The sequence below is a fragment of the Leeuwenhoekiella sp. H156 genome (assembly GCF_052218455.1).
Taxonomy (GTDB): Bacteria; Bacteroidota; Bacteroidia; order Flavobacteriales; family Flavobacteriaceae; genus Leeuwenhoekiella; species Leeuwenhoekiella parthenopeia.
This window is the reverse complement of the sequence record NZ_CP197499.1, coordinates 3,623,058-3,638,777: the sequence shown is the minus strand read 5'-3', so window position 1 is coordinate 3,638,777 and position 15,720 is coordinate 3,623,058. Positions and strand designations below refer to the sequence as shown.

Annotated in this window: 14 protein-coding genes; 11 read left to right on the top strand and 3 right to left on the bottom strand. The window is 42.2% G+C overall.

Annotated features, from left to right (window positions below; genetic code table 11):
* Positions 1 to 12 precede the first annotated feature (12 nt).
* The gene (locus ACSSS3_RS15360; protein ID WP_228230762.1) at positions 13 to 462 is read right to left on the bottom strand and encodes a nuclear transport factor 2 family protein; all 450 of its coding nucleotides are present in this window, start codon (positions 460 to 462) and stop codon (positions 13 to 15) included.
* A 69-nt stretch (positions 463 to 531) separates the two neighbouring features.
* Here ACSSS3_RS15360 and panB point away from each other — a divergent pair, with 69 nt between their 5' ends.
* Positions 532 to 1,350 (top strand): 3-methyl-2-oxobutanoate hydroxymethyltransferase, encoded by an 819-nt coding sequence (gene panB, locus ACSSS3_RS15355; protein ID WP_442845371.1) that lies wholly within the window; start codon positions 532 to 534, stop codon positions 1,348 to 1,350.
* An 83-nt stretch (positions 1,351 to 1,433) separates the two neighbouring features.
* Positions 1,434 to 2,138, top strand: a complete 705-nt coding sequence (locus ACSSS3_RS15350) for an RluA family pseudouridine synthase (RefSeq protein WP_228230764.1) — start codon at positions 1,434 to 1,436, stop codon at positions 2,136 to 2,138.
* A 424-nt stretch (positions 2,139 to 2,562) separates the two neighbouring features.
* Here ACSSS3_RS15350 and ACSSS3_RS15345 read toward each other — a convergent pair whose 3' ends face one another.
* The gene (locus tag ACSSS3_RS15345; RefSeq protein WP_442845370.1) at positions 2,563 to 3,435 is read right to left on the bottom strand and encodes a DMT family transporter; all 873 of its coding nucleotides are present in this window, start codon (positions 3,433 to 3,435) and stop codon (positions 2,563 to 2,565) included.
* 220 nt (positions 3,436 to 3,655) lie between these two features.
* Positions 3,656 to 5,218 (bottom strand): hypothetical protein, encoded by a 1,563-nt coding sequence (locus ACSSS3_RS15340; RefSeq protein ID WP_442845369.1) that lies wholly within the window; start codon positions 5,216 to 5,218, stop codon positions 3,656 to 3,658.
* 127 nt (positions 5,219 to 5,345) lie between these two features.
* Between ACSSS3_RS15340 and ACSSS3_RS15335 the strand changes: the two genes are divergently transcribed.
* From ACSSS3_RS15335 to ACSSS3_RS15295, 9 genes are all read left to right on the top strand, one after another.
* Positions 5,346 to 6,518 carry a 2-isopropylmalate synthase gene (locus ACSSS3_RS15335; RefSeq protein ID WP_442845368.1) on the top strand — a complete coding sequence of 391 codons (1,173 nt, stop codon included), beginning with the start codon at positions 5,346 to 5,348 and terminating at the stop codon, positions 6,516 to 6,518.
* A 192-nt stretch (positions 6,519 to 6,710) separates the two neighbouring features.
* Positions 6,711 to 8,096 carry a 3-isopropylmalate dehydratase large subunit gene (leuC, locus tag ACSSS3_RS15330; RefSeq protein ID WP_442845367.1) on the top strand — a complete coding sequence of 462 codons (1,386 nt, stop codon included), beginning with the start codon at positions 6,711 to 6,713 and terminating at the stop codon, positions 8,094 to 8,096.
* A 1-nt stretch (position 8,097) separates the two neighbouring features.
* A complete protein-coding gene (leuD, locus tag ACSSS3_RS15325; RefSeq protein WP_442845366.1) occupies positions 8,098 to 8,682 on the top strand; it encodes a 3-isopropylmalate dehydratase small subunit in 585 nt (194 codons plus the stop codon).
* Positions 8,683 to 8,899: 217 nt separating this feature from the next.
* Positions 8,900 to 10,015, top strand: coding sequence for a 3-isopropylmalate dehydrogenase (gene leuB / locus ACSSS3_RS15320; RefSeq protein ID WP_442845365.1), 1,116 nt, complete (start codon positions 8,900 to 8,902; stop codon positions 10,013 to 10,015).
* A gap of 358 nt (positions 10,016 to 10,373) precedes the next feature.
* On the top strand, positions 10,374 to 10,913 hold the full coding sequence (locus ACSSS3_RS15315; protein ID WP_442845364.1) for a DUF1697 domain-containing protein: 540 nt from the start codon (positions 10,374 to 10,376) through the stop codon (positions 10,911 to 10,913).
* A 415-nt stretch (positions 10,914 to 11,328) separates the two neighbouring features.
* Complete coding sequence (locus ACSSS3_RS15310; protein WP_442845363.1) at positions 11,329 to 11,667, top strand: hypothetical protein; 339 nt, start codon at positions 11,329 to 11,331, stop codon at positions 11,665 to 11,667.
* Between the two features lie 241 nt (positions 11,668 to 11,908).
* Entirely contained in the window at positions 11,909 to 14,203 is a 2,295-nt protein-coding gene (katG, locus tag ACSSS3_RS15305; RefSeq protein ID WP_442845362.1) for a catalase/peroxidase HPI, read from the top strand.
* Between the two features lie 231 nt (positions 14,204 to 14,434).
* Positions 14,435 to 14,665: a putative signal transducing protein gene (locus ACSSS3_RS15300; RefSeq protein ID WP_442845361.1), complete on the top strand. Its 231-nt coding sequence runs from the start codon at positions 14,435 to 14,437 to the stop codon at positions 14,663 to 14,665.
* Between the two features lie 67 nt (positions 14,666 to 14,732).
* Positions 14,733 to 15,569, top strand: coding sequence for a hypothetical protein (locus tag ACSSS3_RS15295; protein ID WP_442845360.1), 837 nt, complete (start codon positions 14,733 to 14,735; stop codon positions 15,567 to 15,569).
* The last annotated feature ends 151 nt before the right edge of the window (positions 15,570 to 15,720 follow it).

Sequence of the window (15,720 nt, the reverse complement as noted above, 5' to 3'; positions counted from 1 at the left end):
AAATGCAAAAACTTATTCGCAACCTTCGCCCCTGCGGGTATCTACAATGTAAAAAATCTTCCAGCGGTCTTCTTCAAACAGCATTTGAAAACTATTAGCACCACAATGGCTCAGCTCATCATTGATGTAAAATTCATAAGGTGTCCACACATTAGCCATCAGACCGTCTGATTGGGTTTTGTAATCCAAAATACGCTCTTCAAAAACCATATCTTCGGGGATGGAAGCAATAGATTTTAGAAAATCATCGAATGCTGTTGTACTCAAGCGTACCGCATCGTCCTTTACACCAAGCGATTGCATTTTAATACGACTGTGTACGAGCTCGCGCATCGCCAGCGTGTCCTGCTGGTGAAAAGCGTTGAAGAATGCAATGACAACTTCCTCAGGTTCAGAAAAGAACTGAGCCTGCGCCTGAACAAGTGAAAAAAGCAATGCTAAAGTTAAAAAGCCGGTACGCATCTGTATGTGTAGTTTTATGGTGAATGCGTGAGTAATTTACTACTTTTACCCGCATTTTAAAATTGGCATATGTCTGCAGCAAAAAAAGAATACAAAAGAATAACGGTAAAATCCCTTACCGAAATGAAAAGCCACGGTGAAAAAATCGCGATGCTCACGGCATACGATTACACGATGGCCAAGATTGTAGACCGTGCCGGTATTGACGTGATTTTGGTGGGTGATTCGGCTTCTAATGTGATGGCCGGGCACGAGACCACACTTCCTATTACTTTAGACCAAATGATTTACCATGCTTCATCGGTAATACGGGCTATAAAGCGCTCTCTGGTGGTAGTAGATTTACCTTTTGGAAGCTACCAGAGTGATCCTAAAGAAGCTTTACGCTCAGCCATACGCATTATGAAAGAAAGCGGTGGCCATGCCTTAAAACTTGAAGGCGGTTCAGAGATCAAAGAATCGGTAAAACGCATTCTGAATGCAGGTATTCCGGTGATGGGACATTTGGGTCTTACTCCGCAATCTATTTATAAATTTGGCACCTATACCGTACGCGCTAAGGAAGAGGCAGAAGCCGAAAAACTAAAACAAGATGCCCTGTTACTTGAAAAACTGGGTTGTTTTGCATTGGTACTTGAAAAAGTGCCCAGCGCCCTGGCCAAAGAAGTCGCAGAGAGTCTTACCATCCCGGTTATAGGCATTGGTGCCGGAAATGGGGTTGACGGGCAGGTACTCGTAATGCACGATATGCTGGGAATGAGTAAGGAGTTTAGTCCGCGCTTTTTAAGACGGTATCTCGATTTGCATACGTTGATGACCCGCGCTTTTGAGCAATACATTACCGATGTAAAAGCTGTGGACTTCCCGAATGAAGAGGAGCAGTATTGAAAAATGCAAAATGTGAAATACACGATACCAAATAGTGTTTCGAGGTATAAAATGACTATCTGCTAATCGCTTAAACAATACCATTGAATTCATCCGACCATAGTACAAAAGACAACCTGCAGGTTCTTTACGAAGACAACCACATCATTGTGGTCAACAAGCGGGCGGGAGATATTGTGCAGGGTGACAAAACCGGCGATAAGCCGTTAAGCGAGGTGGTCAAAAGCTATATCGGCGAGAAATACAACAAACCGGGAGCGGTTTATCTGGGTGTTGTGCATCGGCTGGACCGCCCTACCAGTGGGATTGTGATTTTCTCACGAACATCAAAAGCATTGCCCAGACTCAATAAATTGTTTGCGCAAAAGGAAGCTAAAAAGACCTATTGGGCTGTGGTGAAAAATGCGCCGCCAAAACTTCAGGATACCCTCGTGCATTATTTAAAACGCAATCCCAAGCAGAATAAATCCTATAGTCACATTAATGAGGTGCCCGACAGTAAAAAGGGCATTTTAGAATATAAGGTTATCCAGGAACTGAATAATTATTACCTGCTGGAAATAGACTTGCATACCGGCAGACATCATCAGATTCGTTCGCAATTATCGGCCATTGGTTGCCCTATAAAGGGTGATTTAAAATACGGCTTCGACCGAAGCAATCCGGACGGAAGTATACACCTCCACTCCCGAAAACTGGTGCTCACCCACCCGGTTCAAAAAGAAGAGATGATCTTTGTGGCCCCGCCTCCGGCAGACGATGCGATCTGGAAGGCCTGCGTCAGCTAATAAAAAAGCCCGCTCAATAGCGGGCTCTTATAGTTTATAGATACACGTACGATTTAAGCCATATTGTTATTAGGAGCCCATTGTGAACAAAGCATTTCTGGTGCTGCCTTTTGGGGGTTTGCACAGGTGGGTCCGTGAAAGCGTGCACAATTTGCACAATTAGGATCATTTTTCAGTGCTGCTTTCATTCTAAAGCTGTCACAAGTATACCCTGCTGTTACGTGTACGCCGTGTAATTTACATTCGCTTGATGCCGTCAAATTATCACAATTTGAACAACTATTTCCGAGTCTGATTGCCATAACATTATTTTTTTAAAGAGTTCTTTTAAATGTAAAGACAACTAAACAAAGAATGAATTTAAATTACTGACTATAAGCTATTTGAATTTAGAATGAATAAAAAGAATAAGAAGATCAAAGGCTTATCCCGTTTTCTTTGCACTGCGCAAACTTTCTACAACCACTGCACTAATAATCAGTAATCCACCTACAATGGTCATTACCTGTGGCACTTCTCCCAGGAATAAGATACCCAGCAAAATCCCGTAAACCGGTTGAACGCTGCTGATGATACTTGCAGTTGTGATGGAGAAATACCGGAACGTAAGCAAAAACAGGGTATGCCCTAAAGCTGTAGTAAGCAAAGCCAAAGCCAGAATCCAGATGCTATTTTCCAATAAAGCTTCAGAAGAAATCTGAGTGCTAAACGGAAGTAGGGCCACCCCAATAATCAACGCCTGATACATCATCAACAAACTGCCGTGGTAACGGGCCACCTGCTTTTTCATCAAAATATTCCGCAAGGCATAGGCTAATGCCGAACCCAATCCATAGGCTACTGCCTGTGTATATTGATTTTCAAAATCCAGATCGGGGATTAAAAACGCGATTCCGGCTAGAACCAAAAGGCCCAGAAACAAGTGTATTTTTTGAAAAGGTAATCGTAGAATCAGGGGTTCGAGAATACTCGTCAAAGCCGGATAGGTAAAAATAGTGAGCATGCCAATAGCGACATTACTCAGCTGCAGCGCTTTAAAATATGCCACCCAGTGAATTCCCATTAAAATCCCACCCAGAATTACCTGTAACCGGTCTTCCTTTTCAATTTTAAACGAGATGCTTTTCCATTTTAAAAACAGCACAAGAAATCCTACCGCCAGTATGGCTCTCAGACCAATAGTCACCACCGGAGCCAAAGTCACCGCCCTCCCAAGAACACCACTGGTACTTACCAGGAGCATGGCCAGATTGAGTTGAAGCAAATTTTTTACAAAAGAGTTGGATTGGTTTGGCAAAAGGAAGGGGTTTCTGGTTTCTGGTTTCTGGTTTCTTAAGCTTTAAAAAGGTTGAATTGTTGAATCGTTGAATCGTTGAATCGTTGAATATGGAAGGTACTTTTCACTTTTCACTTTTCACTTTTCACTTTTCACTTTTCACTTTTCACTTTTCACTTTTCACCTCTTTTTTCTCTATTCTATATTCTTTTATCTCAAGTCTAAAATCTCACATCTAAACCTACCTGTTCAACAACAAGGCCTTTTCCCGAATGATTTCAGCTACCGGGCGGTTTTTAATACGACTGTCGAGCCAGGATAAAATATCAAGATACAGGAAAGCGCGACGTTCATAAGGATCTTCCTCATACACCTCGAGTCTGCTCCGCAGCTTTTTAAATTCGGCTTTAAGTTCACCGGGAAAGATTTCGCCCAAATTCCTTAAAAATTTGATCATTTCTTTCTGTACCTCGTGCAGGTCATCCATCTTAATCAGGAATTTATAAGTACTTTTTAGCAGGGTTTCCAGATGATAATCCATACCCGCTTCATAATGCGCGACTAAATTGAGAATTCGCGCAAAGCACATCAAATCTTCCCGCATTTTAAGCGATTTATTATTGATGATTTTCCCCAGATACTCAATACATTTTTTATACTGCCCGTTACCAAAATACAAACTGGCGATCTTATAGTAAAACACCATAATGTGGTGCTCATCCATACGCTGACCGTTTTGCTTGAGGTACTTCTCAATTTTGGTAATCAAACCATCATCGGTACTGAAATCCCCCACCATAAATTTAAGATTCAGCTTATGGGAATAGACGTAAAGAAACTCCAGAATATCCAGATTATCGCTGTTCGGGAAATCATCTGAAGCCAGGCGCGCTTCAAGCCGCTCCAGGCTTTCCTGAAATTTGGTATGGTGTTTCAGAAAAAACAGCGATTCGAGCAAATAATGATTCCCTTTCAGATAAAAAACGGGGTTTCGGGCAATCATCGCCGGACTTTCCTCAAAAAGCTCCACATAACGCGTAGCGTATTTAAAACAGGATAAAAAGTCCTGAACCAGGAAACTGTACCACAAATAGGCTTTATTCAGCCATAATTTTTCACGAAAACCGAGTTCGTTTAAATCGTATTTAGGCATCGACTTGTTGAAAAAAGTCGTGATTTCCTGTTTTTCGGCATCACTACGCACATAACCGGTTTTCAGCATCAATCCGTACAACTGCAAAGACAGATTGGATAATTTGCTGGTCATGAGGTTTTGCCGACTTAAGGTTTTAGCTTCCTGCGCCAATTCTTCGGCGCGCGTACTCATACTGCGTGTGATGTATTGCGTCTCGATTACCTTTTCGAGCTCGACAATCTCATAGGCAACGTTTTTCTCTTCGTTTTCAATTGCCATATGCTTAGCCTTCTCGAGGAGTTTCAGGCTTTGCTGGTAAAGTCCTTTTTGGTACAAAACAGTAGCAAAATCAAGCTGTTCCCGTATTTGCACGCGTATATTCTGATGCGCAGGGCTTAAGCGAAGCGAAATGAGAATCTGTTTATAGAGGTGCGCTTTCAGGTTAGAAAGCTGCTGCTTCTTAACAATGTTGTTTTTAAAAATCTCGTTTTCGTCATACGAATTCATTTTGTCAAGCAGATTGAAAAGCTGCAAATACTTAGAATCTGCATTTCCATCCAGACGGCCCACGTAAAGCTTGAACTGACGCTTTTCGGACTTGGACAACGACTTGATCAAAACATAAAGTGAATCTTTTGAATCATTTGCTGTTGTAATGATTTTACGCATAAAAAACTGAATATCAACAATTTGAATAACGACAAAATTAATTAAACATCGTAGGTTTTCTGCCGTAGGTTACATCAAAAGTACTACCAATATCTATATTCACACTTAAATTGAGAAAAAAAGCATTATGACTGATAACAAAGTCCAGATTTTTGACACCACACTAAGAGACGGGGAACAGGTTCCCGGCTGCAAATTAGACACACAGCAAAAGCTGATTATTGCAGAACGTCTCGACCTGCTGGGCGTCGATGTTATTGAGGCCGGCTTCCCGATCTCAAGCCCCGGGGATTTTAAATCTGTTGAAGAAATCGCCCGTTTAGTAAAAAATGCTACGGTTTGTGGCCTTACCCGCGCCGTTAAAAAAGACATTGAAGTAGCTGCAGAAGCGCTCAAATATGCTGTAAGACCGCGTATTCACACCGGTATTGGCACCAGTGACTCACACATTCAATACAAGTTTAAGTCTAACCGCGAGGAGATTATTAAACGCGCTTATGATGCGGTGGCTTACGCCAAAACCTTTGTGGAAGATGTAGAGTTTTACGCAGAAGATGCCGGTCGTACCGACAATGAATATTTGGCTCGTGTTTGCGAAGCTGCTATTAAAGCCGGTGCTACGGTATTGAATATTCCGGATACAACGGGATATTGCCTTCCTGAAGAATACGGGGCAAAAATGAAATACCTCAAAGAGAACGTAAAAGGCATTGAGAAAGCGATTCTTTCCTGCCATTGTCATAACGACCTGGGGCTTGCAACTGCAAACTCCATTGCCGGGGTGATTAATGGTGCCCGCCAGATTGAATGTACCATCAACGGTATTGGCGAGCGTGCCGGTAACACGGCTCTTGAAGAAGTAGTGATGATCCTGCGTCAGCATCCCGATTTAGGTTTAGACACGGGCATCAATTCGCGTTTGTTGTGGGATACCAGTAAGATGGTAAGCGACAAGATGGGAATGCCGGTACAGCCTAATAAAGCTGTGGTAGGTTCAAATGCTTTTGCTCACAGTTCGGGTATTCACCAGGACGGCGTGATCAAAAACCGCGAGACTTACGAAATTATGGATCCTGAAGAAGTAGGTGTAACCGAAAGCGCTATTGTTCTTACTGCGCGCAGTGGCCGTGCTGCTTTGGCTTACCGCTCTAAAAAAGTAGGATACGAGTTAACCAAGCTACAATTAGACGAGGTTTACGATGTCTTTCTTAGCTTTGCAGACAAACAGAAGGAAATTCATGATGAAGACATTCATGAGATTATGAAAGTCGTAAATATTCAGGCTCAGGTAGAAGCTTAATACATTATAAATTAATAGTTTAAATAAGGATTCTTCGTTTAGAATCCTTATTTTTTGAATAGAATACCTTGTGGCCAGCCCAAAAGGTATTCATTAAAACAAATTTTTCAATTTAGCGGCAACCCTCGAGGTATTAAAACCTTTGGCGTTGCTAATAAACACAGAAAGTTCGAGAGAACCAATTGCAATAAAATGGCAGGAAAAACTTTATTTGACAAAGTATGGGACGCGCACGTGGTTGACACCGTGCCTAACGGCCCGCAGGTATTGTATATAGACAAACACCTTATTCACGAGGTGACGAGTCCGCAGGCCTTTTCAGAGCTTGAAGAGCGCGGTATCCCTGTGGCACGTCCCGATCAGATTGTGGCAACAGCAGACCACAATACCCCTACAGTAGATCAGCACTTACCGGTGCGCGATTTGCTTTCCAGAAATCAGTTGAAACAACTTACTGAAAACTGCGAAAAACACGGCATCACGCTTTACGGATTAGGACACAAATACAACGGAATTGTGCACGTAATGGCTCCCGAGCTTGGGATCACCCAGCCCGGAATGACAATGGTTTGCGGCGACAGCCACACCTCTACGCACGGGGCGTTTGGTACGATTGCTTTTGGAATTGGCACCAGCCAGGTGGCGCAGGTTTTTGCCAGTCAGTGCTTGTTATTGACAAAGCCGAAAAGTCTTCGGGTGAATGTAAACGGAAAATTAAAACCCAATGTACTGCCTAAAGACGTAATCCTTTATGTGATCTCGCAAATAGGAACCAACGCCGGTACCGGATATTTCTGCGAGTACGCGGGAAACGTTTTTGAAGAAATGTCTATGGAAGGGCGTATGACCGTTTGCAATATGAGCATCGAAATGGGTGCCCGCGGCGGAATGATCGCTCCAGACCAGACTACGTTTGACTACGTGAAAGGTCGTGAGTTTGCACCTGAAAGTGCCGAGTGGGAACAAAAACTGGAATACTGGAAAACCCTTCCTACCGATGCAGATGCTGTTTTTGATAAGGAATACTCCTTTGATGCGGCAGACATCGAGCCTATGGTAACCTACGGAACCAATCCGGGAATGGGAATCAAAGTAACCGGAAGAATTCCGGATAAGGATGATGTCAACCTCGAGAAGGCTTTGGCTTATATGAATTTCAAAAAAGGCGAAAGTCTGATCGATAAACCCATTAACTATGTGTTTATAGGCAGTTGTACCAATTCGCGTATTGAAGATTTCCGCATTGCGGCAAACTACGTGAAAGGCAAGCAGAAAGCGCCTAACGTAAATGCGTGGCTGGTTCCCGGATCACAACAGGTTGCCAAACAATTAGTAGAAGAAGGGCTGGATAAAGTATTTACCGAAGCCGGCTTCGCCCTCAGACAGCCCGGTTGCTCGGCCTGTTTAGCGATGAACGACGATAAAATCCCGGAAGGCGAATATTGCGTTTCTACCTCAAACCGAAATTTTGAAGGAAGACAGGGACAGGGCGCCCGTACCATTTTAGCGAGTCCGCTTATGGCAGCAGCCACTGCCGTTGCCGGAAAAATCACAGACATTACCAAACAATTGAATTAAAATGGAAAAGTTCACAAAACTTACCGATACCGCAGTCCCCTTACCTATTGAAAATATAGATACCGATCAGATTATACCCGCACGTTTCCTAAAGTCAACCGATAAGCAGGGCTTTGGAGACAATGTGTTTAGAGACTGGAGATACGATCACGAAGGCAATAAAAATCCGGACTTTGTATTGAATGATCCTACGTACAGCGGTTCAATCCTCGTCGCAGGAGACAACTTTGGTTGCGGGTCAAGCCGGGAGCACGCGGCCTGGGCCATTGCAGGCTATGGTTTTAAAGTGGTGATCAGCAGCTTTTTCGCAGATATCTTTAAAGGAAACGCGCTAAACAACGGGATTCTTCCCATTCAGGTAACTCCCGAATATTTAAAGGATTTGCTTCAAACCATAAAGGAAAAACCGGAAACCAAACTCACTGTAAATCTGGAAAATCAAATCCTCAGCTCTCCCGCAGGCGAACTGGAATTTGAGATAGACCCCTATAAAAAGGTGTGTATGATTAACGGCTATGACGACATCGACTTTTTAATCAGTAAAAAAGATAAAATCGAAGCTTTCGAGCGTGAGCGCAGCTTCTAATGTCACTTCGAGGGTTTGATTGAGGCCTGAGCCGAAATCAAATGTATCGAGAAAAAATAAAAGTAATTTTTGGTTTAATACATACTATATTGTCAAACTGCCCCGACGTTTCGGGGGTCGAACTTTTATTCCAATAAACTTTGAATGGTCTTCGACAGGCTCAGACTGACATCCGTAACGTACTCTAGTTTTAAACCAGATTGATAAAATAAAAATTATGAAATTTAATATAGCTCTTTTAGCAGGTGATGGAATTGGCCCGGAGGTCACAGACCAGGCGGTTAAAGCTTTGGATGCCATTGCAGACGTTTACGATCATACGTTTAAGTTTACCAAAGCTCCCGTGGGAGCTATTGCGATTGACCAGACCGGAAATCCGCTACCCGATGAGACGATTGAACTGTGTAAAAACAGTGATGCGGTATTGTTTGGTGCTATTGGGCATCCTAAATATGACAACGACCCATCAGCTAAAGTAAGACCCGAACAGGGCCTATTAAAGCTTAGAAAATCGCTCGGACTTTTTTGCAACATCAGACCGGTAAAGGCTTTTGACCGGTTGATTGATCGTTCTCCGCTTAAAAAAGAAATCATTCAGGGAACTGATATTTCGATCTATCGCGAATTGACCGGCGGAATTTACTTTGGGGATAAACACCTTAGCGAAGACGGTCAGGTAGCCAGTGATGGCTGCTCCTATTCGGTAGAAGAAATCAGCCGTATCGCACATTTGGCTTTTCAAGAAGCTCAAAACCGAAGAAAAAAATTAACGCTGGTTGATAAGGCTAACGTTTTGGAAACTTCACGCCTGTGGAGAAAAACCGTTACCGAAATCGCGAAAGAATACGACGATGTTCAACTCGACTTCCTGTTTGTAGACAACGCGGCGATGCAAATGATTTTGAACCCCAGTCAGTTTGACGTGATTCTTACCGAAAACCTGTTTGGTGATATCATTTCAGACGAAGCTTCGGTGATAGGTGGTTCTATTGGTTTACTGGCTTCTGCTTCGGTGGGCAGTACGGTAGGCATGTTTGAGCCTATTCACGGCTCCTTTCCACAGGCAACCGGTAAAAACATTGCAAATCCGCTAGCTTCTATTCTTTCAGCAGCAATGATGTTACGCCATTTGGATCTGCATAAAGAAGCAGACGCGATTGAAAAAGCAGTTGAAAAATCTCTGGAATTGGGAATAACCACCGGTGATATCAATCCCGAAAAACCTTTTTCCACTTCAAAAGTGGGCGACTTTATCGCAGACTTCCTAACGCATCCTGATGATACCAATCGCAACTTTAAGAACATCCATATGGGGCAGAGCACGATTATTTAGATGTGAGATGTGAGATGTGAGATGTGAGATGTGAGATGTGAGATGTGAGAATATAGAAAAAAGAGAATAGAAAAAAGAGCGACTCGCCTGAGATCGCTCTTTTTTATTCTTTTAGTAAAAACAGTCGTTTGGAAGAAAATCCTCTCTATCACAAAACACTTAATTAAACCGCTACATTCAGAGCCTCAATTTGCTCTTTATAATCTTTGGGAAGCAGCAGTGTTTTGATCAAACTGTAGTTTCTTAAATAGAGTTGGCCGCTTTTTATTATTTGATTGTTAATCATATTAAAGTGCTCAATTTATATCATGGAAAAACAAGTAAAAAATCGTTAAGTTTAAATCTTGAATTAATTTTCATGTCTCAAAAAATAGCCCTGCTTCGCGGAATTAATGTAGGCGGTCATCGCATCATCAAAATGGCCGATCTTAAAAAGCTGATGACCGATCTGGATTTTACTTCTGTTAAGACCTACATTCAAAGCGGAAATATTGTGTTTGAAGCCGCCGACCAAATCAGTGAAGCGCTTTCAACCCAAATAAAAGAAGCTATTGCAGCCCGGTTTGGTTTTGAGGTTCCGGTTTTGGTGCTGAATGGTGCGGAGCTGGAAGAAGCAGTAAATCAAAATCCGTATTTGAATACCGAAATAGACCTGAGCTCTCTGCACCTCACCCTGCTTTCAAAAACTCCTGAGACCAACAAGATAGTAGACCTTATGGCTTTCGATTCGGAACCTGATGCGTTCACAATCAAAGACCGCTTTATCTATTTAAAACTGGATACCCAATATCACAAAACCAAGATCAGCAATGCCTTCTTCGAAAAAAAGCTGGGTGTTGAAGCTACTACCCGCAATCGGAAAACGATTTTGAAGTTAATGGAGTTGTCTAAAAGTTAAAGCTGAAAATCTATTGCTTTCATTAAATCATCTTTAAAAATGAATGAAGTTTTCGACCTCATATATAGATTTCTGAAATGGTTATCTACAATCACGGGGTTAACGTATCACGAAGTCAATATTGTTGTTTATTTTATTCTAATACCCGCGTTTGCGATATTCCTGGTAAGCCTTGTATTTAGAAATAAATATTTGATTCTGGGTTATTTGGTGATTGTCGCATTACTTCTTTTAATTATCCCTGACTTTCAAACTTTCTCAGATCATCTTTTTGATAAATCTGTATCACTTTTGAACTGGTTTGATAATCTGGGATTGAATTACGTTCAGGCATCAGTTCTGATTTGTGTCATTCTACCTTTATTACTATTTACTATATTGGCATACCTAAGTTTCAAGCGCAGCTCTTATTAAAATGAAGACGCAAACCCTATCAATTACATTAGCACTAGTCGGGATTGTATTCGTGATTTGGTTCAATTTTCAGACTTCTGAACTTTTCATACAAGAATTACATAAAATGCATCCTAATTCTGATTTGAGTCCAACTCTTGTTTCAAACGGAATAATGCACAAATTATCTGCTATCGCTATTGGAATTATCGGTATCTTCTTTGGCTTTAGATCAATTTGGAAAAAAAAATGGTGGGGAATGTTGGGAATAATTTTATCGCTCATTTTAATTTTTCTGGCCTGGATTCCATTATGGGTGTATATGGTTTCCGATACCGTAGATATCAATATACATTACTAACAATTACTCTTCAATTTGTAATTGCTTAGAAATGTGTTACGATTACCCCTACTCTTTACAATACCAACTTTAATTAAAGTTTAACGCGCTTTCAAAGCCCTCTCCCTCCAAGAACCGATAACTTTAAAGACACTTTAAAAATTCCTAAACCTCACCGCACGCAAACCTTGTATTCAAAATACACGGCACGGAGATTAGGAGTTATTTTCGTGAAATTCTAAAAACTAAACCAAAAATTGTTATGAAAGACATTGAGAATCCGCAAGGGCTTAGCGAATGTCCCTTTCGGGGAACGCGTATTGGCGGTGCACTGGGCACCGCACCTCAAATTGATGACTGGTGGCCAGACCGCCTTCCGGTAGATCTACTGCATCAGGAACAGCCTGTGGCAAACCCGCTACGCGACAAAAACTACAAGGAGGCTTTTAGCAAAATAGACTATGAGCAACTCAAAAAAGATATAAAAGAATTACTGGTCTCCTCTAAAGACTGGTGGCCTGCCGATTATGGCAACTACGGTCCGCAGATGATTCGTATGGCCTGGCACTCTGCCGGTACCTACCGTATCGCAGACGGTCGCGGCGGAGCTTCACAGGCAATGCAGCGCTTTGCTCCTATCGGTTCGTGGTGGGATAATGGTAATATTGACAAGTCGCGCAGACTCATCTGGCCGATTAAGAAAAAATACGGAGCAGCGCTTTCGTGGGCCGATCTTATTGTGCTTACCGGTAACTGCTCTTTAGAGATTATGGGTTTCCCTACTTTTGGTTTTGGCGGAGGGCGTCGTGACGCCTGGGAACCGGACCGCGGTACCTACTGGGGGCCGGAATTCTGGGAAGGAAAACCAATCAATGAAGTACCTAAAACCAGTGATCACCTAGGGCATCCGGGCGAAATGGTAAACGAAAAAATACGCTGGGTTGGCGGTCCTAAAGAGGATTACCACGATTTGGAAAATCCGCTGGCGGCCACACATCAGGCGCTTATTTATGTAAACCCTGAAGGACCGGGCGGCAATATGGATCCTATAGATTCTGCCCGAAACATTCGTGAGTCATTTAAACGCATGGCAATGAATGACGAGGAAACCGTTGCACTCATTGCCGGTGGTCATGCCTTTGGTAAAAGCCATGGTGCCGTACCTGCAGATAAAATTGGCGCAGCGCCAGAAGCCGCTCCGATGCATCAGCAAGGTTTTGGCTGGCACAATCCAGTAGGAACGGGTAATGCCGAGTTTACCTCAACTAATGGAATTGAAGGTTCGTGGACCCCAAATCCTACGCAGTGGGACAACGATTACCTCACAAACCTCTTTAAGTTTGAGTGGAAACAAAAGAAAAGTCCGGCCGGTGCAGGTCAGTGGACACCTGTAGATCCACATGCGCCCAAAACACCTGATGCGCACTTAGATCAGCAGGAAGATCTGATGATGATGACTTCAGACATCGCTCTTAAAATGGACCCCGAGTATCGTAAAGTCTGCGAGAAGTTTATGAATGACTTCGACTACTTTACCGAAGCTTTTTCAAAAGCCTGGTACAAGCTTACGCACCGCGATATGGGGCCAAAAGACCGCTATCTTGGTCCCGAAGTTCCTGAAGAAGATATGATTTGGCAGGATCCCGTTCCGGTAAGAGATTATGAACTTATTGATGCTGTGGATATCGCAGCTTTAAAAAAGGTGATTCTTGACAGCGGATTGAGCGTTTCGGCACTGGTAAACGCTGCCTGGTCTGCTGCTTCGGTATACCGTCACAGCGATAAGCGTGGTGGAGCCAATGGTGCCCGCATCGCTTTAGATCCACAGAATAACTGGGATCTTAACCGTCCGGCTGAGCTTAATCAGGTTTTAGATACTCTAAAAGGAATTCAATCTGATTTTGCGAGCAAACTTCCCGGAAACAAGCAGGTTTCGCTTGCTGACCTTGTGGTTTTAGGCGGTTGCGCTGCCGTAGAAAAAGCGGCTAAAGACGCCGGTTTTGATGTGAAAGTGCCTTTTACCCCCGGTCGTACCGACGCCACGCCGGAGCAAACCGATGTGGAAAGCTTCGACTGGCTGAAACCGGTATCAGACGGATTTAAAAACTATCACAACGACAAGGTAGGTTATAAGATTCCGGCAGAGCGCATTTTCTTAGATCGTGCGCATTTGCTCAATCTTTCGGCACCGGAATGGACCGTGCTAACCGGCGGACTTCGCGTTTTGGAACAAAACTTTGATCATTCGAAGCACGGGGTGTTTACTGAACGTCCCGGTCAATTGACCAATGATTTCTTCCAGGTACTCACAAGTATGGATTATGAGTGGAAACCTCAAAACTATGAGGAAACCCTCTTCAACATCAACGACCGCGCTACCGGAAGCACCAAATATACCGCGACACGTTGCGATTTGGTTTTTGGTTCTAACGCGCAGTTGCGCAACCTGGCCGAAGTTTATGCCGCAGACGACGCTCAGGAGCGTTTTGTAAACGACTTTATCAAAGCCTGGGACAAGGTAATGATGCTGGACCGTTATGACGTAAAAGACGAATAAGACCTTAAAAGCCTTTTAATTAAATTATGCCCGATAGCTGTAAAAGTTATCGGGTATTTTTTTGCTCGATCTCTTCTATAAATTGAAAATAGGGAAAGCCGTAGGATAAGGCGTTTAATTCGCTATCTTTAAAAACAACCTGAATTAATTTCGATAGTAAAAACTTCTCTTTGCTTTATTTTAAAATGCAAACGAAAGACATTAAATCAGACCTTAACAAAAACTGAAATTATGAGCGATTACCAAAAACTATTGACCAGTAGCTCCATCATCATTAATAGAGCCGCTTTTCTGTTAGATCAGGAAAATATTCAAACGCGTATTAAAGACCATGTTGAATCTGCACGCCTGGGTGGTTTTGGAGTACCCCAAAATGACGTGGAATTATATGTACAACAATCAGATTTTGAAAAAGCTCAGGATATTATTGAAAAATCCGATTTAGATACTGAATTCAATTAACTCAATAAAAGTAGCTTCTCCGTTGTCGCACGATACAAGTGCTCAAAAAAAAGAGGAAATTAATTAAATGGCTATACAAGATAAAATCACGCAAATTTGGGTAAAAGCTACTGGTCGAAGAATAGATCCAAATGAATTTGAATGGCTTATAGCACCTAGCGGAGGCACTACAATAATTGGCGATAGATTCGTTTTTGACCTCGCCCAAAAAGAAGATTTAGAACTTCAGAAGAATTTACCTAATTCCGGACTTCTGGAGAGTTTAGAGCAAATAGGCATTTCAAAAGATGAGCTAAACCCAAAGGTTGCTGACTTTTATGAAAACACTTCAAATTATGATTTTGAGATCTGGTCAGAATGGAAAGGTCCATTTCGTCCATTTGGAAAACTTCTTTCCATAATTTTTAGCAAACGACTCCAACAGCTTAATCTACCCTTAAATTCCATTGATACTGCAAAAGGACTAAAAAGTGAGATTATTAAACTAAAGGATAAACGTACTAAAAAAACAAAATGGACCATCTGGTACCGTATAATTAAAAGTACTAATGACGTCATCTATTCCGGGATTTACACAACCTGTTCTAATCCCAAATATGATCAACCGCTTCTTAAGGTTGTTTTTCCCCTTCCCAATGGCAACGCCTCCGTTATAATGACTGAAACGGTAGAGGCTGATGGGTCTTTGCTCCTTAGTTCTAATGGTAAAAAATTTGGGGATAATGGGTTTTACTTTACACTTACTGATGGTAATGGAAACTATTGGGCTCGTTTTGTTCGACCAATGCACGAATGGATAAGAGTTTATGAAGACGAGGAAGAAGTATTACGAGCAGATCATAATCTCAATTTCTATGGAATGCGCTTTCTGAACTTACATTATAAAATGAATAAAAAAAGTTAATACTTCGATCAAATCTTAAACGTCCTTTTTTTACCTCATTACCGCAAGAGTGCATCTTAAGATAGTTTGAGTCTTCCAGCAGCCTGATACAATCTCTCAAAACAGGAGTATTTATAAAGAAGCTAAGTAAGTATTTGTATAGATTTACCTT